This is a genomic window from Providencia sp. PROV174, from assembly GCF_028480685.1.
GTDB lineage: Bacteria > Pseudomonadota > Gammaproteobacteria > Enterobacterales > Enterobacteriaceae > Providencia > Providencia rettgeri.
On sequence record NZ_JAMPOT010000008.1, the window covers coordinates 302,194 to 324,393 of the forward strand.

Annotated in this window: 22 protein-coding genes; 8 read left to right on the forward strand and 14 right to left on the reverse strand. The window is 41.3% G+C overall.

All coding sequences use genetic code 11. The annotated features are described in order from the left end of the window. Window positions 1-7: 7 nt before the first annotated feature. Window positions 8-967: a zinc ABC transporter substrate-binding protein ZnuA gene (gene znuA, locus PSE60_RS07160; RefSeq protein WP_210840342.1), complete on the reverse strand. Its 960-nt coding sequence runs from the start codon at window positions 965-967 to the stop codon at window positions 8-10. Window positions 968-1,043: 76 nt separating this feature from the next. Here znuA and znuC point away from each other — a divergent pair, with 76 nt between their 5' ends. Then, entirely contained in the window at window positions 1,044-1,811 is a 768-nt protein-coding gene (gene znuC / locus PSE60_RS07165) for a zinc ABC transporter ATP-binding protein ZnuC (protein ID WP_004910688.1), read from the forward strand. Next, entirely contained in the window at window positions 1,804-2,589 is a 786-nt protein-coding gene (gene znuB / locus PSE60_RS07170; RefSeq protein ID WP_115167306.1) for a zinc ABC transporter permease subunit ZnuB, read from the forward strand. Before znuC ends, znuB begins: the two co-directional genes overlap by 8 nt. A 105-nt stretch (window positions 2,590-2,694) precedes the next feature. Here znuB and ruvB read toward each other — a convergent pair whose 3' ends face one another. The 6 genes from ruvB to aspS form a co-directional block, all read right to left on the reverse strand. Next, a complete protein-coding gene (gene ruvB, locus PSE60_RS07175) occupies window positions 2,695-3,705 on the reverse strand; it encodes a Holliday junction branch migration DNA helicase RuvB (RefSeq protein WP_272664977.1) in 1,011 nt (336 codons plus the stop codon). 16 nt (window positions 3,706-3,721) lie between these two features. After that, window positions 3,722-4,339, reverse strand: a complete 618-nt coding sequence (gene ruvA / locus PSE60_RS07180) for a Holliday junction branch migration protein RuvA (RefSeq protein ID WP_210835616.1) — start codon at window positions 4,337-4,339, stop codon at window positions 3,722-3,724. A gap of 142 nt (window positions 4,340-4,481) precedes the next feature. Next, window positions 4,482-5,003 (reverse strand): crossover junction endodeoxyribonuclease RuvC, encoded by a 522-nt coding sequence (gene ruvC / locus PSE60_RS07185; protein ID WP_272664978.1) that lies wholly within the window; start codon window positions 5,001-5,003, stop codon window positions 4,482-4,484. Between the two features lie 269 nt (window positions 5,004-5,272). Continuing rightward, window positions 5,273-6,016 (reverse strand): YebC/PmpR family DNA-binding transcriptional regulator, encoded by a 744-nt coding sequence (locus tag PSE60_RS07190; RefSeq protein WP_210835615.1) that lies wholly within the window; start codon window positions 6,014-6,016, stop codon window positions 5,273-5,275. A gap of 30 nt (window positions 6,017-6,046) precedes the next feature. Then, entirely contained in the window at window positions 6,047-6,478 is a 432-nt protein-coding gene (gene nudB / locus PSE60_RS07195; RefSeq protein WP_272664979.1) for a dihydroneopterin triphosphate diphosphatase, read from the reverse strand. 5 nt (window positions 6,479-6,483) lie between these two features. Then, complete coding sequence (gene aspS, locus PSE60_RS07200; RefSeq protein ID WP_272664981.1) at window positions 6,484-8,253, reverse strand: aspartate--tRNA ligase; 1,770 nt, start codon at window positions 8,251-8,253, stop codon at window positions 6,484-6,486. Between the two features lie 494 nt (window positions 8,254-8,747). On the opposite strand from aspS, the gene PSE60_RS07205 reads away from it, so the two are divergent. The 5 genes from PSE60_RS07205 (at window position 8,748) to cmoB (ending at window position 11,989) form a co-directional block, all read left to right on the forward strand. Further along, a complete protein-coding gene (locus PSE60_RS07205) occupies window positions 8,748-9,071 on the forward strand; it encodes a DUF4377 domain-containing protein (RefSeq protein WP_210835609.1) in 324 nt (107 codons plus the stop codon). Between the two features lie 108 nt (window positions 9,072-9,179). Beyond that, window positions 9,180-9,584, forward strand: coding sequence for an NUDIX hydrolase (locus tag PSE60_RS07210; RefSeq protein ID WP_272664982.1), 405 nt, complete (start codon window positions 9,180-9,182; stop codon window positions 9,582-9,584). Between the two features lie 151 nt (window positions 9,585-9,735). Next, window positions 9,736-10,134, forward strand: a complete 399-nt coding sequence (locus PSE60_RS07215; protein ID WP_004255048.1) for an MAPEG family protein — start codon at window positions 9,736-9,738, stop codon at window positions 10,132-10,134. A 131-nt stretch (window positions 10,135-10,265) separates the two neighbouring features. Next, window positions 10,266-11,015 carry a carboxy-S-adenosyl-L-methionine synthase CmoA gene (cmoA, locus tag PSE60_RS07220; protein ID WP_210835605.1) on the forward strand — a complete coding sequence of 250 codons (750 nt, stop codon included), beginning with the start codon at window positions 10,266-10,268 and terminating at the stop codon, window positions 11,013-11,015. A gap of 2 nt (window positions 11,016-11,017) precedes the next feature. Next, window positions 11,018-11,989, forward strand: a complete 972-nt coding sequence (gene cmoB, locus PSE60_RS07225; RefSeq protein WP_210835603.1) for a tRNA 5-methoxyuridine(34)/uridine 5-oxyacetic acid(34) synthase CmoB — start codon at window positions 11,018-11,020, stop codon at window positions 11,987-11,989. Window positions 11,990-12,050: 61 nt separating this feature from the next. Here the strand turns inward: cmoB and PSE60_RS07230 are convergent, their stop codons facing one another. The 5 genes from PSE60_RS07230 to PSE60_RS07250 form a co-directional block, all read right to left on the reverse strand. Further along, window positions 12,051-12,827 (reverse strand): dimethyl sulfoxide reductase anchor subunit family protein, encoded by a 777-nt coding sequence (locus tag PSE60_RS07230; RefSeq protein WP_272664983.1) that lies wholly within the window; start codon window positions 12,825-12,827, stop codon window positions 12,051-12,053. Window position 12,828: 1 nt separating this feature from the next. Next, on the reverse strand, window positions 12,829-13,446 hold the full coding sequence (locus PSE60_RS07235) for a DMSO/selenate family reductase complex B subunit (RefSeq protein ID WP_272664984.1): 618 nt from the start codon (window positions 13,444-13,446) through the stop codon (window positions 12,829-12,831). 10 nt (window positions 13,447-13,456) lie between these two features. Continuing rightward, a complete protein-coding gene (locus PSE60_RS07240) occupies window positions 13,457-15,880 on the reverse strand; it encodes a DMSO/selenate family reductase complex A subunit (RefSeq protein WP_272664985.1) in 2,424 nt (807 codons plus the stop codon). 291 nt (window positions 15,881-16,171) lie between these two features. After that, a complete protein-coding gene (gene cutC, locus PSE60_RS07245) occupies window positions 16,172-16,933 on the reverse strand; it encodes a copper homeostasis protein CutC (protein ID WP_210835595.1) in 762 nt (253 codons plus the stop codon). A 181-nt stretch (window positions 16,934-17,114) separates the two neighbouring features. After that, on the reverse strand, window positions 17,115-17,669 hold the full coding sequence (locus tag PSE60_RS07250; protein ID WP_272664987.1) for a VOC family protein: 555 nt from the start codon (window positions 17,667-17,669) through the stop codon (window positions 17,115-17,117). A gap of 166 nt (window positions 17,670-17,835) precedes the next feature. Here PSE60_RS07250 and argS point away from each other — a divergent pair, with 166 nt between their 5' ends. Then, window positions 17,836-19,566 carry an arginine--tRNA ligase gene (argS, locus tag PSE60_RS07255; protein ID WP_272664988.1) on the forward strand — a complete coding sequence of 577 codons (1,731 nt, stop codon included), beginning with the start codon at window positions 17,836-17,838 and terminating at the stop codon, window positions 19,564-19,566. A 233-nt stretch (window positions 19,567-19,799) separates the two neighbouring features. On the opposite strand, the gene murJ is transcribed toward argS, so the two are convergent. Continuing rightward, window positions 19,800-21,338, reverse strand: a complete 1,539-nt coding sequence (gene murJ, locus PSE60_RS07260; protein WP_272664989.1) for a murein biosynthesis integral membrane protein MurJ — start codon at window positions 21,336-21,338, stop codon at window positions 19,800-19,802. A gap of 83 nt (window positions 21,339-21,421) precedes the next feature. Beyond that, window positions 21,422-22,009, reverse strand: a complete 588-nt coding sequence (gene rimJ / locus PSE60_RS07265; RefSeq protein ID WP_272664990.1) for a ribosomal protein S5-alanine N-acetyltransferase — start codon at window positions 22,007-22,009, stop codon at window positions 21,422-21,424. Window positions 22,010-22,200 lie beyond the last annotated feature (191 nt).

Below are 22,200 nucleotides of genomic sequence, written 5' to 3' on the forward strand. Positions count from 1 at the left end.
TCTATTTTTAATCCAGGCAGCTGGCATATTGCTCTGATAATTGAGTCAAAAACTGCATGTAGCTATCCGGCCCTATTGCCAGCCCAATTCCTAGTGGGTCGAGAGTTCCCATTTTCACCCCCGTATTACGTGCTACACTTTCAATCACAGCAGGCCTGAATTGCGGCTCAGCAAAAACACATTGCGCTTTATGCTCAACCAATTGTGTTCGTATTTGATGTAATTTCTGCGCGCCAGGTTGTATTTCTGGGTTTATCGTAAAGTGCCCCAATGGAGCTAATTGATAGTGTTTTTCAAAGTAGCCATAAGCGTCGTGAAAAACAAAATAACCCTTGTTTTTAGCTGGCTGCAAAATACTAGCAATTTTCTGATCATTTTGCGTCATATTTTCTTTGAATTTACGAAGGTTTACGTCTAGCTTATCTTTTTGATCAGGATAAAGCTCTACTAAACGTTCATAAATGTCTTGTGCAGCAAAATTTGCAATTTCTGGAGACAACCAGATGTGCATATTATACTCACCGTGGTGATGATGTTCGTGATCCTTGTCATGATTAGCTTCATCTCCATGTTCATGGTCGTGTTCATCTTCATGGGACTCTGCCATAAGAAGTGGCTTAATATTTTTCTGTTCAGCCAATGCTAGGCGTTTATTCTGCGGTAATGTATTGATTGGCTTCTGTAAAAACATTTCCATATCAGGACCAACCCATACGAATAAATCAGCCTGTTTAATTTTTTTCAAATCAGAAGGTTTAAGTGCATAATCATGGGGCGAAGCACCGTCTGGTAATAAAACTTGTGTCTCAGTGACACCATCAGCAATTCCCGCGGCAATAAAGGCCAGTGGGCGAATTGAAGCCACAACATCAGCATTCGCAGCTGATACCATTGTTGCACTTAATACGGAGCTCGCCACCGCCCCAAAAAGAAATTTGCAGGCAATGTTTTTCGATTTATGTATCATAGCAGTCTTTTTCCGTGATTTTGATTTTGAAATGTTATAATATAACACAACATGAATTCTGCAAGATGTTTTTCACATGCAACCATTACTGACTTTAAATAAGATTTCTGTTTCATTTGGCGAAAAACAGGTTCTCAATGATGTTACCTTTGAACTGAATAAAGGTGATATCGTAACCCTTTTAGGCCCGAATGGAGCTGGAAAATCAACAATTGTACGTGTTGTACTCGGGCTACTTGCCCCTACATCAGGTACTATTACGCGTCCTTCTTCTCTCGCTATTGGCTATGTTCCACAAAAACTTCATTTGGATACGACGCTACCCCTCACTGTTAAACGTTTTATGTTATTAAAACTTGGTGTTCGTAAAGAGCATTTATTACCTGCACTCGAAAGAGTCAAAGCAACGCATTTACTTGAACAACCGATGCAAAAGTTATCAGGCGGTGAAACACAACGTGTTTTACTGGCTCGTGCCCTACTCAATAAACCGGATCTCCTCGTACTTGATGAACCAGCTCAAGGCGTTGATATTACAGGCCAAGTTGCACTATATGACTTAATCAACCAATTAAGAACTGAGCTTAACTGCGCTGTATTAATGGTTTCCCATGACTTGCATCTCGTGATGGCAAAAACAGATAAAGTACTTTGCATTAACGGCCATATTTGCTGTTCTGGTGCGCCCGATGTTGTTTCAAACCACCCAGAATTTGTCGCAATGTTTGGTTATCGCGGTGCTCAACAACTTGGTGTATACCGCCATCAACATAATCATCAACATGATTTAGAAGGTAATATTATTGTTGGTCACCAACACAGCAAGGACTGCAAACATGATTGAGTTACTATTACCTGGCTGGATAGCAGGCATGCTACTTGCCATTGCGGCAGGTCCTCTAGGCTCTTTTGTAGTGTGGCGCCGAATGTCCTATTTTGGCGATACGCTAGCTCATGCTTCATTATTAGGAGTTGCATTTGGGCTTCTATTAAATATCAACCCATTCTATGCCGTTATTGCTGTAACCTTGCTACTAGCCTTAATTTTAGTTTGGCTAGAAAAGCGCCCACAACTTGCCGTTGATACTTTACTGGGAATTATGGCACACAGTTCGCTGTCTTTAGGTTTAGTCGTTGTTAGCTTAATGGCTAATGTTCGCGTTGACCTAATGGCTTACTTATTTGGTGACTTACTCTCAGTAAGCTATGAAGACATTATAACGATTTTTATTGGCGTTATTGTCGTTTGCGGGTTGCTTTTTTATCGTTGGCGGGCACTTTTGTCGATAACGGTTAGCCCTGAACTTGCTTTTGTTGATGGGATTAATATTCAACGACTGCGCTTATTACTGATGTTAGTTACCGCACTAACAATTGGTATCGCAATGAAGTTTGTCGGGGCATTAATTATTACATCTTTATTGATTATACCAGCAGCAACGGCTCGGCGTTTTGCTCGAACACCTGAGCAAATGGCCTTCATCGCTGTCTTAATTGGTATGATTGCTGTAACCGGGGGGCTCACTCTCTCTGCTTTCTACGATACCCCAGCTGGGCCGTCAGTTGTGTTGGTATCGGCTATTCTATTTGTACTTAGCTTAGCAATAAAAGCGAAAAATTAATTTAAGCTTTAAGATACATAATTTCAGTTATTACATACTATTTTTAATGCAAATGGCCCCAACATTGAAAACAATGTTGGGGCCATATTTATTCATTTAATATAATTAAATTTCTTTAGGCGTTAAACCAAAGTGGTTATATGCATGAACCGTCGCCATTCGACCTCGAGGGGTACGCTGAATAAAACCTTGCTGGATAAGATAAGGCTCTAAAACATCCTCTATAGTTTCGCGCTCCTCTCCAATGGCTGCGGCGAGGTTATCAACACCAACAGGACCACCCATAAATTTATCAATGATAGCAACTAGAAGCTTTCTATCTAAATAATCAAAACCTGCAGCATCGACATTTAGCATGTCCAAAGCTTGGTTAGCAATTAGCCCATTAATCGAACCATCACCTTTCACTTGAGCAAAATCCCGTACACGACGTAACAAACGGTTGGTGATACGTGGAGTTCCCCTTGAACGCATCGCAACTTGTAGCGCCCCTTCTTCGGTGATATCTAACCCCATATATTGGGCACTACGCTTGACAATATGTTGTAAATCATCAACTTGATAAAATTCTAGGCGTTGCACAATACCAAAGCGATCACGTAATGGTGATGTGAGCGACCCTGCACGAGTCGTTGCGCCAATTAATGTGAAAGGCGGAAGATCAATTTTAATCGAGCGCGCCGCAGGCCCTTCACCTATCATGATATCGAGTTGGTAATCTTCCATTGCAGGATAAAGTATTTCCTCAACAACTGGAGATAATCGATGGATTTCATCAATAAATAGGACATCATGGGGCTCTAAATTAGTTAGCATGGCAGCTAAATCGCCTGCTTTTTCTAATACGGGCCCTGAAGTGGTACGCAGATTAACACCGAGTTCATTTGCAACAATCCCTGCTAGAGTGGTTTTTCCTAACCCTGGAGGACCAAAGATGAGCAGATGGTCAAGCGCATCGCCTCGCATTTTCGCTGCTTGAATAAATATTTCCATTTGGTCTTTAACCTGAGGCTGACCAATGTACTCATTCAATAGCTTTGGCCTGATCGCACGGTCAATAGCTTCTTCATCTGACTGTAATACTTCAGCAGTTATTAGGCGATCAGCTTCAATCATATTAAAATTCTCTCAATCAAAGTGCGGCACGAAGGGCATCACGGATCAATGTTTCAGAATCGCTATCCGGTTTTGCAACTTTACTTACCATTCGGCTTGCTTCTTGTGGTTTATACCCTAAAGCAATCAATGCAGCGGCAGCTTCTGCTTCAATATCGGCCATATTGGGAACTTTACTGTTTACATTTGGCAGATTAATGTCGCTGTTTGGATTAAATAAATCCCCATTGAGTCCTTTAAAGCGGTCTTTCATTTCGACCACTAAGCGTTCTGCGGTTTTCTTGCCAATTCCAGGTAATTTAACCAATGATGCAATCGCTTCTTGTTCAATCGCGGAAACAAATTGTTGAGCAGACATACCGGATAAAATCGCAAGAGCTAATTTGGGGCCAACACCATTTACTTTGATCAGCTCTTTAAATAACGCCCTTTCTTGCTTATCGTTAAAACCATATAGTAACTGGGCATCTTCACGAACAACAAAGTGAGTAAAAACAATCGCTTCTTGACCAATTTCGGGCAATTCATAGAAACAAGTCATTGGCATATGGACTTCATAACCGACACCTTGTAGTTCTAATAATACGATTGGAGGTTGCTTTTCTAAAACAATACCACGTAAACGACCTATCACATTGAAGCCCTCTATTACTAACTAAACCTTGAGCAGGTTGGTTTATTATCATCAATACTGTTGTTTATACCACAAAAAATGCTGGATGCATATCCAGCTACACGCTATTTATTAATAAGCAATTCTGTTTAAGATAAACTCTCTATTTTAAACGTCCACGAGTTAAAACTAACCGTGGATCGCCAACTTTTAAAAGATTTTGATTGAAATGGCAATGTGTAATCGCAATTGCCAAAGCATCTGCTGCGTCAGACTGTGGGCTCGCTGACAATTTTAGAATTGATTTAACCATATGCTGTACTTGGCTTTTTTCTGCGGCCCCCGTACCTACAACCGTTTGTTTGACCTGACGAGCTGCATATTCAAATACGGGTATATTCATGTTTGCAGCAGCAACAATAGCTGCGCCTCGAGCTTGCCCAAGTTTTAATGCTGAATCCGCATTCTTCGCCATAAATACTTGTTCAATGGATAATACATCCGGTTGATATTGTGTGATAATTTCCGAGACACCCGCGTAAATTCGTTGCAGACGACTTGGTAAATCATCAACTTGTGTACGAATACACCCACTACCTAAATACAGTAGTTGCCGGCCTTGCTGGCGAATAACACCGTATCCCGTAACACGAGAACCGGGGTCAATACCTAAAATAATCGCCATATAAATTTATCTATACCTCTTTATATTGATCAAGTTGTTCTAATAAGCTTCATAATACTATCCATTTCATAATACTATCAATTTCAACTAAATAGCTATTTGAATCACTGATAAAAACTAAAAGCGAGTTAGCTCATTGATATAAAATAAAGTATAGCGGATAAAGGAAAGGAAAGAGTAGAAGGCGTTAGAGAAAACAGGCTGCGCCAGCCCGCTTTCTCTACGCGGATTATGCTAAATGACTATGCTGTCATTTAGTGCCTCACTATTTACAGTGTGGCAGCGACTTCGTCAGAAATATCACCGTTGTGATAAACTTCTTGAACGTCGTCTGAATCCTCTAACATATCGATAAGACGCATTAATTTTGGTGCGGTTTCTGCATCAAGCTCTGCGGTAATCGATGGGATCATCGAAACTTCAGCCGCCTCACTGGTAAAGCCAGCTGCGTCTAATGCATCTTTTACCGTACCAAACGTTTCAAACGTGGTGTAAACATCAATAGCACCATCGTCATAAGTCTCAACATCATCAGCACCGGCTTCAAGTGCTGCTTCCATCAATGCATCTTCATCGACACCCGGTGCATAAGTAATAACACCACGTTTGGTGAATAAATAGGATACTGAACCATCTGTTCCTAAGTTACCGCCAGTTTTAGTGAATGCATGGCGTACTTCAGATACGGTACGGTTACGGTTGTCACTTAAGCACTCAACCATCACGGCTGTGCCACCAGGACCATAACCTTCATAAATGATGGTTTCCATATTATCATTTTCATCATTACCCACACCGCGTGCGATTGCACGGTTTAAGGTGTCACGAGTCATGTTATTTGATAATGCTTTATCCACTGCGGCACGTAAACGTGGGTTAGTACCGGTATCACCACCACCTAAACGTGCGGCGGTGACCAGCTCACGAATAATTTTTGTGAAAATCTTACCGCGCTTAGAATCTTGGGCTGCTTTACGGTGTTTGGTATTGGCCCATTTACTATGACCTGCCATGAAATATCTCCAAAAACGTCAATACAATAATTAATTAGCAAATTCTAAAATAGCCTGACCGTTACTCCATGATTTCGTTAACTTAGCCGCTTCCTCAGGGGCTAACCAATGATATTCACTGTGTTCCGTCAGTAATGGTATTTGTTCTTCGCTTAGCACCAATTTAAACCAATGCTCTTTGCAATGGCTCACATCAGGTGCATAACGATGCCTGAAATGCGGGAAAATTTCAAAGATGATACTGTGCGATAAATCTTGCAGCTGGTTTTGTTCAACCTCAAAACCTGTTTCTTCTTTTATTTCACGACATGCCGTTTCATACGGCGTTTCATCAGGCTCCAAACTTCCAGTCACTGATTGCCAGAAGTCTGGGTCGTCTTTACGTCGTAACATAAGCACCCGTCCACTACTTTGAGCCACTATAATGACTAATACCGATTCCGGGCGCTTATATTTTTTCATTGAGCTTACTCTTCGTCTTTCGCAACCACGGCGATAGCGAGCTCCGTCAATGCATCAGGGTTCGCATGGCTTGGAGCATTCGTCATTAAACACGCTGCCGCTGTTGTTTTCGGGAAAGCAATAACATCACGAATATTATCGGTTCCTGTTAACAGCATCACTAAACGGTCAAGACCAAATGCTAAGCCAGCATGTGGTGGCGTACCATATTTCAATGCATCTAATAAGAAGCCAAATTTTTCGCGTTGGTCTTCTTCATTAATGCCTAAAATACTAAATACTGTTTGTTGCATTTCATTGCGGTGAATACGTACTGAACCACCACCAACTTCGTAACCATTGATGACCATATCATACGCATTAGCAACGGCTTCTTCAGGTTTATTTGCCAATTCTTCAGGTGAAAAATCTTTAGGAGAAGTAAATGGATGGTGCATCGCAGTTAACCCGCCCTCACCATTATCTTCAAACATTGGGAAATCAATCACCCACAGTGGCTGCCAGCTATTTAAATTGGTTAATTCAAAATCACGGCCGACTTTCAAACGTAATGCACCCATTGAATCGGTTACGACATTTTTTGCCCCCGCACCGAATAACAAGATATCGCCATCAACTGCACCTGTACGGTCTAGTAATTGGTTAATCACGTCTTCGCTCAAGAATTTTGCGACTGGGCTTTGAATACCTTCAAGGCCTTGAGCGCGTTCGTTGACTTTCATCCAAGCCAAACCTTTCGCACCATAAATACCAACAAATTGACCATATTCGTCGATTTGCTTACGCGTCATAGCAGCGCCACCTGGGACTTTCAGAGCCGCAACACGGCCTTTCGGGTCGTTCGCTGGGCCTGAGAACACCGCAAATTCAACATCTTTTACGATATCCGCAACATCCACTAACTCCATTGGGTTACGTAGGTCTGGTTTATCTGAACCATAACGACGCATAGCTTCTGCAAAGGTCATGATTGGGAAGTTACCTAAATCAACCCCTTTTACCTCTAACCATAAATTACGGATCATACGTTCCATAATTTCACGCACTTGCTCTGCGGTCATGAATGAGGTTTCAACATCGATTTGGGTAAATTCAGGTTGGCGGTCTGCACGTAAATCTTCATCACGAAAGCATTTTACGATTTGGTAATAACGGTCAATACCAGACATCATCAGTAATTGTTTAAACAATTGTGGTGATTGCGGTAATGCGTAGAATTTACCTTTATGAACACGGCTTGGTACTAAGTAGTCACGAGCACCTTCCGGTGTTGCCTTGGTTAGCATTGGCGTCTCAACGTCCAAGAACCCTTCGTTATCCATAAAATTACGAACAAAACTGGTGATTTTGGCGCGTGTGCGCAGACGCTCAGACATCTCAGGGCGGCGTAAATCTAAATAACGATATTTTAAACGACGCTCTTCTGTATTCGTTTGGTTGCTATCTAATGGCAGCGGCTCTGACTTATTGAAAACATTCAGTTCTTCAGCAAATACTTCAATTTCGCCCGTTGCCATATCTTTATTTTTTTGGCTATCTGGACGTGCGCGTACTGTCCCTGTGATTTGGATACAGAACTCATTACGCAGCTCTGACGCTTTTTCAAATATGTCTTTACGATCGGGATCGAAGAAAACTTGCACGATACCTTCACGGTCACGCATATCGATAAAAATCAAACCACCTAGATCGCGGCGGCGGTTTACCCATCCACTAAGAGTGACCTTTTGGCCTTCGTGAGCGATGTTTAACTGCCCACAATAATTAGTACGCATACAATATCCTTTTACTCAGCTTGTTGTGCATTTGCTTGCTGCGGAAATTTGGCATTTTGCTGAACATTGAGCTGAAAATTCAGAATGTCAAAAAGGCAGACATTATACAGGAAATTCTGTTAGACAAATAGTTACGTATTCTACATAACACGTAAACCATTTTGTTTTTAATCATATTTTCATCAATTATTGTCGTGCTAATCAACAATAATAAAATTGAATGGCGAGATAGACGTCTATCACGATGATCCTATCGATTTTAAGGGACTATCCGCACCATGTACATATTGCAGCAGAGGTTTATTTTATTAGTTCGATGTCTTTTTGAGCAAAGTAACATCACTTAATGTTTTCCAATTCAACTATTGATTAATAAATACCTCTTTAATTATAAATCTTTCTATTTCAGAATCGTTACCTTTTTCAGTTTGCTATAATCACAACATACAGATACAACGCTGAATTAATCACCATCTGCAGTTTAAGGATTGCCCATGAAAAAATTTTTACTTGCCACTTCCATGTTCGTACTACTCGCTGGATGCCAAAACATGAAACCCGCAGAGACTGATAATACAAAAACTTTTTACATTGATTCTTCACTTGCTGATTGTATGGGAGTTGCCCCAATGAAGTGCATGAAAGTGAAAGAAAACCCAAGTGATGACTGGCAACTTTTTTATAGTTCAATTCAAGGCTTCGAATACCAACCAGGCTTCTCTTATACCTTGCAAGTGAAGCAATTTGATGTACCAAACCCACCCGCTGATGCGCCAAGTATTCGTTATGAATTGGTAAAAATCGTTGAGAAAAAATAATTTTTAAACAATATAATTTAAGTCATTAAGTAATTTTATCATTTTACTTAATGACTCACTTACAGCAATAATTCTCTTATCATCGTTAAATAACAGAGTGACCATATTATGAGTGCTAAAATCATTGATAAACTGGGGTTAATTACCTTATCAGATCACAAAATTGCGATGGTACGTTCCCATAATAAAAGTTTGTTTTACATCCCCGGCGGAAAACGTGAGCAAGGTGAGACTGATGAACAAGCACTCTGCCGTGAGATTACCGAAGAATTAAAACTTGAGCTAGATGTCGCTTCTATCCGGTTTTATGGTGAGTTTATTGGCCCTGCTGATGGAAAAACAGATGGAACGCAAGTCCGCATTCGTTGTTACTTTGCAGACTATCAAGGTGAGCCACACCCTGCCGCTGAGATTGCTGAACTAGATTGGTTTAGTATTGACGATTTACCACGCTGCTCAACCACGGCGGTGACTATTTTAACTCGCTTAAAGAAAGAAGGTTTGATCAAATAGCGCGTTAGGATTACCCAAAAAAAAGTTGTGATTTCATTTGTCTAACGGCTTTTTAGGATTTACAATTCACAAAATATTGTTAATACCCATTACTATAACTTATATTTTTAGGTGTTTTCATAGTTTGATTCGTTTTATGGTGGAGTAAAAAATGGTCAGCTCTTTGTATGCTGTACTGGGTGCCTTACTGCTGCTTAGATTATCCTTAAATGTTGTGAAGCTGCGTAATCAATACCGTATAGCTTATGGTGATGGCGGTTTTTATGAGTTGCAAACCGCAATCCGCGTTCATGGTAATGCCATCGAATACATTCCCATTTCATTAATTTTATTGCTTTTAATGGAAATGAATGGCGCACAAGTGTGGATGATTCATATTTGTGGCCTGATCTTAATTGCTGGTCGAATACTGCACTCTTATGGTTTGAAAAATCACGATTACTCATATCGCCGTTCAGGCATGGTCGCAACTTACCTTGCAATGGCACTGATGGTTATCGCCAATACGTATTACCTACCTTGGCTGCAAATCGTTTCATTTAATCTATAGTTTTTACTCTCTGTAACGGCACGTGTTATTAATGTGCCGCTCATTATTTCATTGCTTATGGATTGATTTTCAGTAGACAGCCTTTCTGATACAATCCTTTACTACTTTTGTTTTTGCTTAATACAGAACTTATGTCAAACTCAGATCCAACCTCAAAAGATCGCCTTTTCTCTGCGCCTATCGCTAACCTTGGTGACTGGCAATTCGATGAAAAAGTGGCTGAAGTATTCCCTGATATGATTCAACGCTCCGTTCCAGGGTACTCTAATATTATTACGATGATTGGCATGCTAGCGGGTCGTTTTGTCAAACCCAACAGCCATGTTTACGATTTAGGCTGCTCTTTAGGTGCAGCAACCTTATCTATAAGGCGTAATATTACAGTAGAAAAAAGCAAAATTATTGCTGTTGATAACTCTCCTGCTATGGTTGAACGTTGCCGACGCCATATTGATGCCTATCGGGCGGATACACCGGTTGACGTTATAGAAGGTGATATTCGTGATGTAAATATCGAAAATGCTTCCATGGTTGTGCTCAATTTTACTTTACAATTTCTCAACCCAGATGATCGCCAATTATTACTCAGTAAAATTTATCAAGGGCTACAACCCGGCGGTATTTTAGTCCTTTCCGAGAAGTTTAACTTCGAAGACAAAGAAATCGGTGAGTTATTATTCAATATGCACCACGATTTTAAACGAGCAAATGGCTATAGCGAATTAGAAATCAGCCAAAAACGTAGCATGTTAGAAAACGTAATGCTCACAGATTCTGTTGATGCACATAAAGCTCGTTTAAAAAGTGCCGGTTTTACTCACTGTGAAGTTTGGTTCCAGTGCTTTAATTTTGGTTCACTGTTAGCCATCAAAGAGGTCTAGGCATGATTGATTTTGGTCGTTTTTACCAACAAATTGCCGTTGGCCCGCTAAGTCATTGGCTTGAAACGCTTCCAGCACAACTTTCAGAATGGAAAAAGCAAGGGTTACATGGTGGCTTTTCTTCATGGGAAAAAATGCTAGATAACCTGCCAATTATGGTTCCTACTGATTTGGATTTACGTCATAGCGTGACAGCGACACGTGAACCCGAGCTCACTGCAGGCGAAACTCGGCGCTTAAATAATATTCTTCAACAATTAATGCCATGGCGCAAAGGTCCATTTTCTCTCTATGGTGTCAATATTGATACTGAATGGCGCTCCGATTGGAAATGGGATCGCGTACTCCCCCATATTTCATCACTAAAAGACCGTTATATCTTAGATGTCGGTTGTGGCAGCGGTTATCATATGTGGCGTATGTTAGGGCAAGAGGCCAAATTTGTCGTTGGGATAGACCCAACGGAATTATTTTTATGCCAATTTGAAGCAGTAAGAAAGCTATTAGGCGATGACCAACGTGCCCACTTGTTACCTTTAGGTATTGAACAACTACCTGAATTGAAAGCATTTGATACTGTGTTCTCAATGGGTGTACTTTACCACCGCCGTTCACCACTCGACCATTTATGGCAACTTAAAAACCAATTAGTCAGCGAAGGAGAATTGGTTTTAGAGAGCCTGGTTATTGAGGGGGATGAGTTTCAGTGTTTGATCCCCGGTGAGCGCTATGCCCAAATGCGTAATGTCTATTTTATTCCTTCCGCTAAAATGCTCAAAGTTTGGTTAGAGAAATGTGGTTTTGTCGATGTCCGAATTGTTGACCAAGAAGTAACTTCTTTGGAAGAGCAACGCCGCACACAATGGATGAAAACAGATTCATTAGCTGAATTTTTAGACCCCAATGATAAAACTAAAACTATCGAAGGTTACCCCGCACCACTACGTGCAATTTTAGTTGCGCGTAAGCCATAAAGATAAAATGCCTATGGCAATCAAGTCATAGGCATTTATTATCATGGTAGTTAACAAGCGATTACATTGTTATTTGCCATAAATTATAGAAGGCAATTCGGCCAGATAACTCGGCTAAAATAACCGCTAGCGCACATAGGCCTAATAGTACGGATGAATTTCTTCCTCGATATAGCAGAGCCGGATAAACAAACAACATCACCGCTAAGACGACTAATTGGAAGCTCCAAAAACCAGCTTGCTCGGCACTAATCTCTGGCCCTGTCTCGCCTAAAAATGATACATAAGCCGCGCGAGTAACAAAAATAATAATTGAACCAATCAAAAATGCCATCGCCCCTAACCGCTGAGCGCCGAATAGAATGGCTAACGCGCCACCAGCCACTAACAGTGTCATCCACATTTGTAATGTCGTGAAAACAGTAAACCAATTGGCTACTGTGGCAATATTATAAACTTGAGGAATTGACCATACGAATGCCAAACCAAAAATCACCGTGGCAATATTACACAGTTCACTCAACACTTTATTTTTAATCAATAAGGTGAATAATAAAGTTGCAGCCCCAAAAGCGACAAAAATACCACTGAGTAAAGCTTCATTACTCATTGGTGAGCGGCCTACGCCTAAAAGCATATTAAAGAAGCGTAGAGGCTGCCCAACGTGTAATCCACCAATGACTAGCGCAATGATCATGATGACAAATGCCGCTATATTGGTATGACGCAATTGGTTCTCGCTCAACATCCCCAGTTTTCGGCTCGCATACGCCAATAAATATAAACCTGCTGCCGATTGCCCCAATACGGTGAAAAAAACGAGTGGAAGTTCGTGCATGTTATACCTCTGCTGGGTTTTGTAATTTCCCGCTCTTGTCACCACAAGGTTTAGCATCTTTATGCGGCTTAATGACAATATTAGGATTAGTAAGAGATGGGTTTGGCATGGGAGCAATCCCACTAATATTGCCATGGCGCTCGCGAAGGATGTTGATATCATAAAAGTCCAATGCGCGTTGTGGGCAAGATTCAACACAAACGGGTTTCATCCCTTTTTCGACGCGTTCATAGCATCCATCGCATTTACTCATCAATTTTTTCTTTTCGTCATACTGTGGTGCACCGTATGGGCAACGTAACTCGCAGTAGCGACATCCCACACAAATGGTTTGGTCGACCACCACTAGTCCGTCTTGTTCACGTTTGTGCATCGCACCAGTTGGGCATCCCGCAACACAGGTTGGGTTAGAACAATGATTACAGGAAATCGATAGATAGTAGTTATAAACATTCTGTTGCCATATCCCCTCTTGTTGTTGCCATGCTCCACCACCAAACTCGTATACCCGACGAAATTTAGGCCCTAAATCAAGGTCTTTTTCATCCTTACAACTCACCTGACACGTTTTACACCCTGTGCATTTTGTTGAGTCAAAATAAAAACCATACTGTTTCATTCGTCACTCCTTATGCACGTTTCACGTCAACTAAGTTAGTATGTTGTGGATTTCCTTTAACAAGAGCGGAAGGCTGTTGTGTCGTTAGTGTATTAATACAACCACCAATATCGACCCCCTCCTCATTGACTTCTCGCCAAGCACCTTGCGGGACTGCAATCACACCAGGTAATACGCGCTCCGTCACTTTTGCTTTAATATGCATACGCCCACGGTCATTGAAAATTTCAGTAATATCACCATCCTGAATGCCACGAGCCGACGCATCAATTGGGTTAATCCAATACTGGTGAGGAACGGCTTCGCGCAGCATTGCAATATTAAAATATGAAGAATGCGCATGGCCTTTATCATGATAGCCTGTCATTTGCAGTGGATATTTTTGTTTAGCTTGCTTATTTTCAACGCCTTCAGTATTTACACAATATTCAGGTACAGCAGGGATCCGCTGGTCAGCAGGGTATTCCCACTCTTTCGCTATCTTAGCGAGCCTTTCTGAATAAATTTCAATTTTACCCGATGGTGTTGGCAATGGCGCGGTTTCAGGTGAATCTCTGAATGGTTTTAATGCTATATAATCTGCACTGTTTGCCAATTTTCTATCAACAATTCCCATGTCATTCGTTTCTTCGAACGAGGGCAAATGGGGATTTTTTTCTCGCATCAGGTTATAGCAATGTTCTATCCACTGCTCATGAGTACGACCTTCGGTAAATTGGTCTTTAATACCCAGTTTTTCAGCAATATCAGTTAAAACATCATAAGATTGGCGACACTCCCATAATGGGGTAATCGCATTTTGTAGGCGAATAGCATAGTGATAAGCACCGCTGGCATATGAGTTATTAATTAAATCATTTGATTCAACACTGGTCACATCAGGTAAAATTAAATCCGCATATTTAGTCGATGCCGTCATATGCGTATCCCACACCAAAATAAATTCGCATAAAGACTCATCTGTTAGAATTTTGTGGGTTTTGTTTAGGTCAGAATGTTGGTTACCCGTGACATTACTCGCATAGTGCCATAAAAATTTCACATTCGTTTCAAGACGTTCTTTACCCAACAGAGTTGAATTTGTCGCAGTCATTTCGGTTCCACGCACAATCGCATCTGTCCACATAAAACACGGAATCTTGGTTTTAACTGGGTTTGGAATAGCAAAACCTGGCACAGAATACGCCACGTTTCCTCCCCATCCTCCGGCATTCGTTCCTGGACGTCCAATGTGCCCCGTGACAATCGGTAACATCATCACAGCCCGTGCAGCTTGTTCACCCGATGCCGTCCTTTGTAATCCCCAACCTTGAGAAATCCACGCGGCTTTCGCATTACCTAACTCACGAGCCAGTTGAATAATTCGAACTGGTGAGACGCCTGTAATTTGGCTAGCCCACTGCGGTGTTTTTTCAATACCATCATCACCTAGCCCTAAAATATAATCCTTATATGAGCCATTTTTGGCTGCGGACTCAGGGAGTGTCTGGTTATCCCAACCCACACAGTATTTCGCTAGAAAGTCTTCATCTGTTAATTGTTCTTTAATCAATGTATGGATAATCGCAGCCACAAGCGCACCGTCAGTACCCGGATAAATCGGGATCCATTCAGCGCCTAGCGTTGTCACGCTATCGGTGCGACGCGGGTCAATAATAATGACTTTAGCTTGGCTTTTTTCTAATGCTTTTAGGGTTTCGTAGAATTGGCCGCCACCGGACATCCGTGTTTCCGCGATATTATGGCCAAACATCACCACTAAATCGCTATTGGCTATTTCAGACAACAGTGAATCATCCAACTTGCCATAAACATATGGAATAACGCCGTTTATTTGTGCAGTCGAGTAGGTTCCATGTTGGTCAAGAAACCCTCCGAGTTGGCTTAGTAACCGCTTACAGGCATTACGCCCTTGTAAATTAGCACCGGTAGATCCTGAACCATACTGATAATAAATCGCTTCATTGCCATATGTATCAATGGTTGAGCGCAGTTTTTGTGCCACAATCGTCGTGGCTTCATCCCAACTGATCCGTTTAAATTTTCCTTCTCCCCGTTTACCTGTACGCAATAACGGGTATTTCAAGCGGTCTGGGTTATAGGTTTTCCAGCGAACAGAACGCCCTCTTAAACAAGGGCGTATTTGGTGCAAACCAAACTGTGTGTCGTCATACATGGTTTCATTCGATATACGAGTAATGACATCATCTTTTACATGTACTTTGAGTGGGCAGCGACTGCCACAATTGACTAAGCATGCGCTGTATTTGATTTTTTCGCTGACTTCATCGGGTTGGATTGTGATGGTTGGTGTTGCTTGAGCGGAAAAAGGTAGTGAGATGGAGCTGACGATAGCCGTTGTCGTAGCGACAGAGGCAGAAGCCTGAATAAACTGTCGCCGACTCAGCGCTTTTTCCCTGATTTTATTGATCATTACATTGCTACCTTATTAATTATTATAAATTGAATTACTTAGTATTCTTATAGTAATTAGATAGTAGCCTTATAAAAATAAGGGTTAATTGACATGCATCAACACAAGCAATAATTAAACCATTAATGATAAATAAATCATATTTTTAGTCTTCTTATTGGCTATTTTAATGACATTAAACTAATTGATGACTAAAAAACAATAAGGAAAACCAACGAATTGATTTTCCTTAAAGAATAACAAGCTATGTAAAATTTCTATATCAAAGCCGTGTATTGAGGCCAGCAGCAATTAAACAGAAACTTTTTCTGTAATAGAAATAAAGTCCTTCATCGCTTCGACCGTAGGACCATCCACACAATAATGAGTAAATTCATCTGATTCACTATTAGAGGCCATTGTCACGCCCACTTTGCGGTAACTCATGGTTGATGGTACCGTTTTCCCTGCGGAACTGTGTACCTCAGATAAGCCGATTTCCATAAATTTACTTAAATTGGCCAAACGTACGCCCGCACCCGCCATTATTTGTGGGCCATTAATTTGCTGGCTTTTTTCATGTAGCTCTTTCAAAAGCGGTAAACCTAGCTCCGCGCTTTGTTGCTGCCCAGAGGTTAAAATGCGAGCTACGCCGAGTTCCTTTAATTGTTCTAAAGCTAACAATGGGTTAATACACATATCAAATGCACGGTGGAAGGTAATATTCATCCCCTGTGCTATTTCCATCAACGTGTGCATCCTGTTGATATCAATGCGCCCTTCGCTATCCAATATACCGATAACAGCGCCTGGAAAACCCATTTCCTTAATCATAATTAAATCTTCACGGATCACGTCAAATTCACTGATGTTATAGCAAAAATCACCACCACGAGGACGAATAATAGGATGAACTGGAATATGCAGTTTTTCTTTTGCCAGTTTCAGGTAGCCATAACTGGGTGTTAAGCCACCATCAGCGGCGCCAGAGCAAAGCTCGATACGATCTGCACCATACTCTTGGGCCACTTGGGCGCATTCAATTCCAAAACAACAGATTTCCAGTTTTGCCATCACAACCTCCGAAATAGAGCAATAAAACACCTACTTTATGTGCCCAAAAATAATGAAAAGATTTAATGTTAAACGTTAACAATTCGGCTAATAATGCCATTTATTAAAAAATGTTATCGGATGGATATCACACCGCCAAAAGTTAACGAGAACTATTGAACAATAACGTTAATTACATCACTTATTTTTCACTTTCAATTATCTTTTTTAGCGGGAATGGATGGTATTTTACGGTTATTTCACCATTTGACACTGCTAATGTTGGATTTGGCAACCTTTCTTGCTGCCCTTTAGGCTGGCTCATCTTCAGTCGGTATCCTTGGGGTAAAGGATCAAGCAGCAACTGGAATGCCGCGGTTTCTAGCTCACTTGGCTCAACATCAATTACCATTTCAATATGTTCCCAGCTTTCTTTCGGGTAAATTTTGTCTTTTGGGAAAGGTAATTCAATCATAAATACATCTTGACCTACGATGTTTAACGGCTCGCTTAGCTCATATAAACGAATCGGCCGACCATTAATTACATTGTCAGATAAAAGTTGCGCACATTGCAGTAATCCTTGGTGCCAACGTTCTGCAGTTGCAAGATGATGACAGCGCACTGAAATATGGTCTATCGGAAAGGATGACAATGATAGGTTTATCTCCTGCGCCATCTGTTGTAATTTACGAATAAATACAGGTAGGTCATCCCATAAATCTTGTAATTGCGAAATTTTGCTAAACTGTGGCACTTAAAGCCCCCCTTTACAAAAACTTATCTGCTAAACAATGACGCAGACTGTAGCATGAGAGCCCCAAAATGTGGTATAAAACCTGCCGATTTTTCTCTTCCACCTTTTAGTTATGCGCATGTGATGGCACAATGCGGTAACTATGTTCGTAATTTAAGGTAATTCGGTGAATATTCAGGCGATTCTTTCAGATAAAATTAGTGCTGCGATGTTAGCAGCGGGTGCTCCAGAAGGCAGCGATGCACTTGTGCGTCAATCCGCTAAAGCTCAGTTTGGTGACTACCAAGCTAATGGAGTGATGGGCGCGGCTAAAAAGATGGGGCTAGCTCCGCGACAACTGGCAGAACAGCTTGTTAATCACTTAGATTTAGAAGGGATTGCCAGCAAAGTTGAAATTGCAGGCCCTGGCTTTATTAATATCTTCCTTGAGCCAACTTGGGTTGAAAAGCATGTTGAAGAAGCATTAGCTTCACAGCGCTTAGGCATCGCGCCAGTCGAGTCTGAAACGATTGTTATTGACTATTCAGCGCCTAATGTCGCAAAACAAATGCACGTGGGTCACTTGCGTTCAACCATTATTGGTGATGCTGCGGCACGTACTCAAGAATTTATTGGTCATAAAGTCATTCGAGCCAATCACGTCGGTGATTGGGGTACGCAATTTGGTATGTTAATTGCCTATCTCGAAAAAGTACAAAATGAAGATGCCACGGATATGGCACTTGCAGACCTCGAAGAATTTTACCGTGAAGCCAAAAAGCACTACGACGAAGATGAAGAGTTCGCGGTACGCGCACGTGGTTATGTGGTGAAATTGCAATCCGGTGATGAGTATTGCCGCCAAATGTGGCGTAAATTGGTTGATATCACCATGCAACAAAACCAAGAAACCTACCGCCGCTTAAACGTCACCTTAACTGAAGATGACGTGATGGGTGAAAGCTTATATAACAGCATGCTACCGGGTATTGTTGCAGATTTAAAAGCTAAAGGTTTAGCGGTTGAGAGTGAAGGCGCAACGGTTGTTTTCCTTGATGAATTTAAAAATAAAGAAGGCGAACCTATGGGCGTGATCGTCCAGAAAAAAGATGGTGGCTTCTTGTATACAACAACCGATATTGCCTGTGCTAAATACCGTTATGAAACCTTACATGCTGACCGCTCACTTTACTATATTGACTCACGCCAACATCAACATTTGATGCAAGCATGGACCATCGTCCGTAAAGCAGGTTATATCCCTGAATCAATGGCGCTTGAGCACCATATGTTCGGTATGATGCTAGGTAAAGATGGCAAACCGTTTAAGACTCGTACTGGTGGTACTGTTCGTTTATCAGACTTGCTTGATGAAGCGGTTGAACGCGCTCAAGCATTGATCCGTGAGAAAAACCCGGATATGCCTGAAGATGAATTACTTAACGTCGCAAATGTGGTCGGTATTGGTGCGGTTAAGTACGCTGATTTATCCAAAAACAGAACGACGGATTATATTTTTGATTGGGACAACATGTTAGCTTTCGAAGGAAATACCGCTCCGTATATGCAATATGCGTATACTCGTGTGGCTTCTATTTTCAAGAAAGCCAATTTAACCCATGCAGACTTAACTCTGCCTATTTCATTACAAGACCCTCGTGAAATTGCACTTGCGACACGTTTATTACAGTTTGAAGAAACCATTCTAACTGTCGCTCGTGATGGTACACCTCATGTTATGTGTGCTTATTTATATGAATTAGCAGGTTTATTCTCTGGTTTCTATGAGCACTGCCCTATCTTGTCAGCTGATGACGAAGCACAGCGCCAAAGCCGCTTGAAATTGGCTGCATTAACCCAAAGAACGTTAAAAACGGGCTTAGACACACTGGGTATTGAAACCGTTGAAAGAATGTAGTTCAAATCAATAGGTTGTCTGTTAACGGTTCACTTCGGTGAGCCGTTTTTGTTTGTGCTACAAAGCAAGTATTAACGCCAATTTCCACCCTTCACCTAACTTTTCATTGCAAGATCACCCAGAAGCAAATTCCAAATAAATCAACCGCCATCAATAACTTAAATGAATAGATCTGAGAGACAAAAAAAGCCCAAAATTTTGGGCTTAATGTTTATTGATGTGCTTATTATTCGTTACGCAATACTACGTTTCATAAAGTCACGAGGGCGGAACCCAAGCACGTATAAAGCAACGAAATAGCTTCCCGCACCAACAATTACGACACCTATCAAACGTAGCATACGCATCAGCATATTACCTTCTTGCCAAGATGGCATAAAATGTAAGACACCAAATAGCACGACTCCCATTACAATTAAGGCTATCAATAATTTAAATATAAACCCTTTCCAACCCGCTAAAGGCTGAAAAATATCTTGCTTGCGCAATTGCCAATAAAGGACTCCTGCATTAAAACAGGCCGCTAACCCAATAGACAAGGCTAAGCCAGCATGTTGCAATGGGCCAATAAAAGCTAAGTTCATCAATTGCGTTAATATTAAAGTGACAATCGCAATTTTCACAGGCGTACGAATATCTTGGCGTGAATAAAAGCCCGGTGCCAAAATTTTCACCAAAATCATCCCCGTTAAACCGACACAATAGGCAATTAAAGCATATTGCGTCATTAATGAGTCATGCGCGGTAAAATTACCGTATTGGAATAAAGACACCGTTAATGCTTCAGAGAGTATTGCCAACCCTAACGCACATGGTAAGGCTAATAACAAACAAAGGCGTAACCCCCAGTCCATCAATTGGCGATACTCATTTTGATTACCGCTCGTGAAGCTTTTCGCGAGTGAAGGCAATAAAATCGTTCCGAGAGCCACACCAAGTACTCCAGATGGCAATTCCATTAGCCTATCGGCGTAATACATCCATGATACTGAACCAGATTGCAAAAAAGAGGCGAATATTGTATTGATAATTAAAGAAATTTGAGCAACAGAGACCCCAATAATGGCAGGCCCCATCATTTTCATTACACGCCAAACCCCACTATCACGAAATGACAAGCGCGGTAACACTAACATACCCACCTTTTTAAGGTACGGGAGCTGATAGACTAGCTGTAAAACACCACCAACCAGCACCGCCCATGCCAATGACATAATGGATGGATTAAAGTATGGGGCGGCAAAAGCGGCAAAAATGATCATACTGACATTGAGCAATGTCGGCGCGAATGCCGGAACCGAAAAACGGTTCCAAGTATTGAGAATTGCCCCAGCGAGGGAGACCAGTGAAATCAGAAAAATATAAGGGAATGTGACCCGTAAAAGGTCAGTAGTCAGCGCAAATTTATCAGCGTCGTCGGTAAATCCAGGAGCGGTGACATAAATGATCCAAGGAGCAGCTATCATGCCAAGGATAGTCACAATCGCCAAAGCAAGGGTTAGCATCCCAGCAATATAGGCGACAAATGTACGGGTAGCTTCCTCTCCCTGTTGGTTCTTGTATTCCGCAAGTATGGGAACAAACGCCTGTGAAAACGCCCCCTCGGCAAAAATTCGACGTAAAAGATTCGGTAATTTAAATGCGACAAAAAAGGCGTCTGCAGCCGCTCCTGCACCAAAAACCCGAGCGATAATGGCGTCACGAATAAAGCCAAGCACACGAGACATCATGGTCATGGAGCTTACTGCCGCCAATGATTTTAATAAATTCATGATTGATAGACTAAAAGAATACAATCGCATCAGTTTAACAGTGTGCACTGCAACTGACTACGATTGAAAAGTAAATTAGGAATTTAGGCTTTATTCAGCACCCACGTGTTATCTGTCAGTGCCGTCAATACATGGTCACGCCATTCACCGTTGATTTGTAAGTATTGCTTTGCATAGCCTTCTCGTTCAAAGCCAAGCTTAGTCAATAAATTACCACTACGCATATTATGAGGCATATAATTTGCCATAATTCGGTGCATTTTTTGGTGTTGCTGCATATAACGGATAGCTTGAGTTAACGCCTCGTGCATTAGGCCTTGGCCTTGCCATTTTTGACCCAGTGAATAACCTAGATAGCATGCATGAAATGAGCCACGCAATACATTACTAAAGTTCGCTACCCCCATGACTTCGTTTTCTTCTTTGTCTAATAGTAAGAAATGGAAGGCACTTCCTTCTCGATGCATTTCATTCATGACTTGTAACCGATTCTGCCAGCCCGCAGGCTGGTAATGTGAGTTATCCCTGATGGGTTCCCACGGAATTAAAAAGTCTTTGTTCAGGCTGTAATAATCAGCTAGTCGATAATTATCACGCTCATAAGTCAAACGAATAACCATTCTATCAGTGACAAGGCGCACTTTCGGTACATTTGAACGATAACCAAACATCGTTAACCCTTAATTAATAAAAAGCCAGATATTTTCTCTAGTTCCAAGCCAATAACTTAGAAAGTTAAAGTGTAGCTTACAATGCGCTGACGAAAAATATGTTCTGAAAATTAAAATGTGAATACATCGCTAAAATCGCCAACAGTATATGTTTTGATAATTAATAATATTCTAAATAATTCGCTCTGTGA

What these genes read in the sequence shown, in the direction of transcription:
- znuA (WP_210840342.1), bottom strand. Translation starts at nt 967, where the DNA reads ATGATACATAAATCGAAAAACATTGCCTGCAAATTTCTTTTTGGGGCG.
- znuC (WP_004910688.1), top strand. Translation starts at nt 1,044, where the DNA reads ATGCAACCATTACTGACTTTAAATAAGATTTCTGTTTCATTTGGCGAA.
- znuB (WP_115167306.1), top strand. Translation starts at nt 1,804, where the DNA reads ATGATTGAGTTACTATTACCTGGCTGGATAGCAGGCATGCTACTTGCC.
- ruvB (WP_272664977.1), bottom strand. Translation starts at nt 3,705, where the DNA reads ATGATTGAAGCTGATCGCCTAATAACTGCTGAAGTATTACAGTCAGAT.
- ruvC (WP_272664978.1), bottom strand. Translation starts at nt 5,003, where the DNA reads ATGGCGATTATTTTAGGTATTGACCCCGGTTCTCGTGTTACGGGATAC.
- PSE60_RS07190 (WP_210835615.1), bottom strand. Translation starts at nt 6,016, where the DNA reads ATGGCAGGTCATAGTAAATGGGCCAATACCAAACACCGTAAAGCAGCC.
- nudB (WP_272664979.1), bottom strand. Translation starts at nt 6,478, where the DNA reads ATGAAAAAATATAAGCGCCCGGAATCGGTATTAGTCATTATAGTGGCT.
- aspS (WP_272664981.1), bottom strand. Translation starts at nt 8,253, where the DNA reads ATGCGTACTAATTATTGTGGGCAGTTAAACATCGCTCACGAAGGCCAA.
- PSE60_RS07205 (WP_210835609.1), top strand. Translation starts at nt 8,748, where the DNA reads ATGAAAAAATTTTTACTTGCCACTTCCATGTTCGTACTACTCGCTGGA.
- PSE60_RS07210 (WP_272664982.1), top strand. Translation starts at nt 9,180, where the DNA reads ATGAGTGCTAAAATCATTGATAAACTGGGGTTAATTACCTTATCAGAT.
- PSE60_RS07215 (WP_004255048.1), top strand. Translation starts at nt 9,736, where the DNA reads ATGGTCAGCTCTTTGTATGCTGTACTGGGTGCCTTACTGCTGCTTAGA.
- cmoA (WP_210835605.1), top strand. Translation starts at nt 10,266, where the DNA reads ATGTCAAACTCAGATCCAACCTCAAAAGATCGCCTTTTCTCTGCGCCT.
- cmoB (WP_210835603.1), top strand. Translation starts at nt 11,018, where the DNA reads ATGATTGATTTTGGTCGTTTTTACCAACAAATTGCCGTTGGCCCGCTA.
- PSE60_RS07230 (WP_272664983.1), bottom strand. Translation starts at nt 12,827, where the DNA reads ATGCACGAACTTCCACTCGTTTTTTTCACCGTATTGGGGCAATCGGCA.
- PSE60_RS07235 (WP_272664984.1), bottom strand. Translation starts at nt 13,446, where the DNA reads ATGAAACAGTATGGTTTTTATTTTGACTCAACAAAATGCACAGGGTGT.
- PSE60_RS07240 (WP_272664985.1), bottom strand. Translation starts at nt 15,880, where the DNA reads ATGATCAATAAAATCAGGGAAAAAGCGCTGAGTCGGCGACAGTTTATT.
- cutC (WP_210835595.1), bottom strand. Translation starts at nt 16,933, where the DNA reads ATGGCAAAACTGGAAATCTGTTGTTTTGGAATTGAATGCGCCCAAGTG.
- murJ (WP_272664989.1), bottom strand. Translation starts at nt 21,338, where the DNA reads ATGAATTTATTAAAATCATTGGCGGCAGTAAGCTCCATGACCATGATG.
- rimJ (WP_272664990.1), bottom strand. Translation starts at nt 22,009, where the DNA reads ATGTTTGGTTATCGTTCAAATGTACCGAAAGTGCGCCTTGTCACTGAT.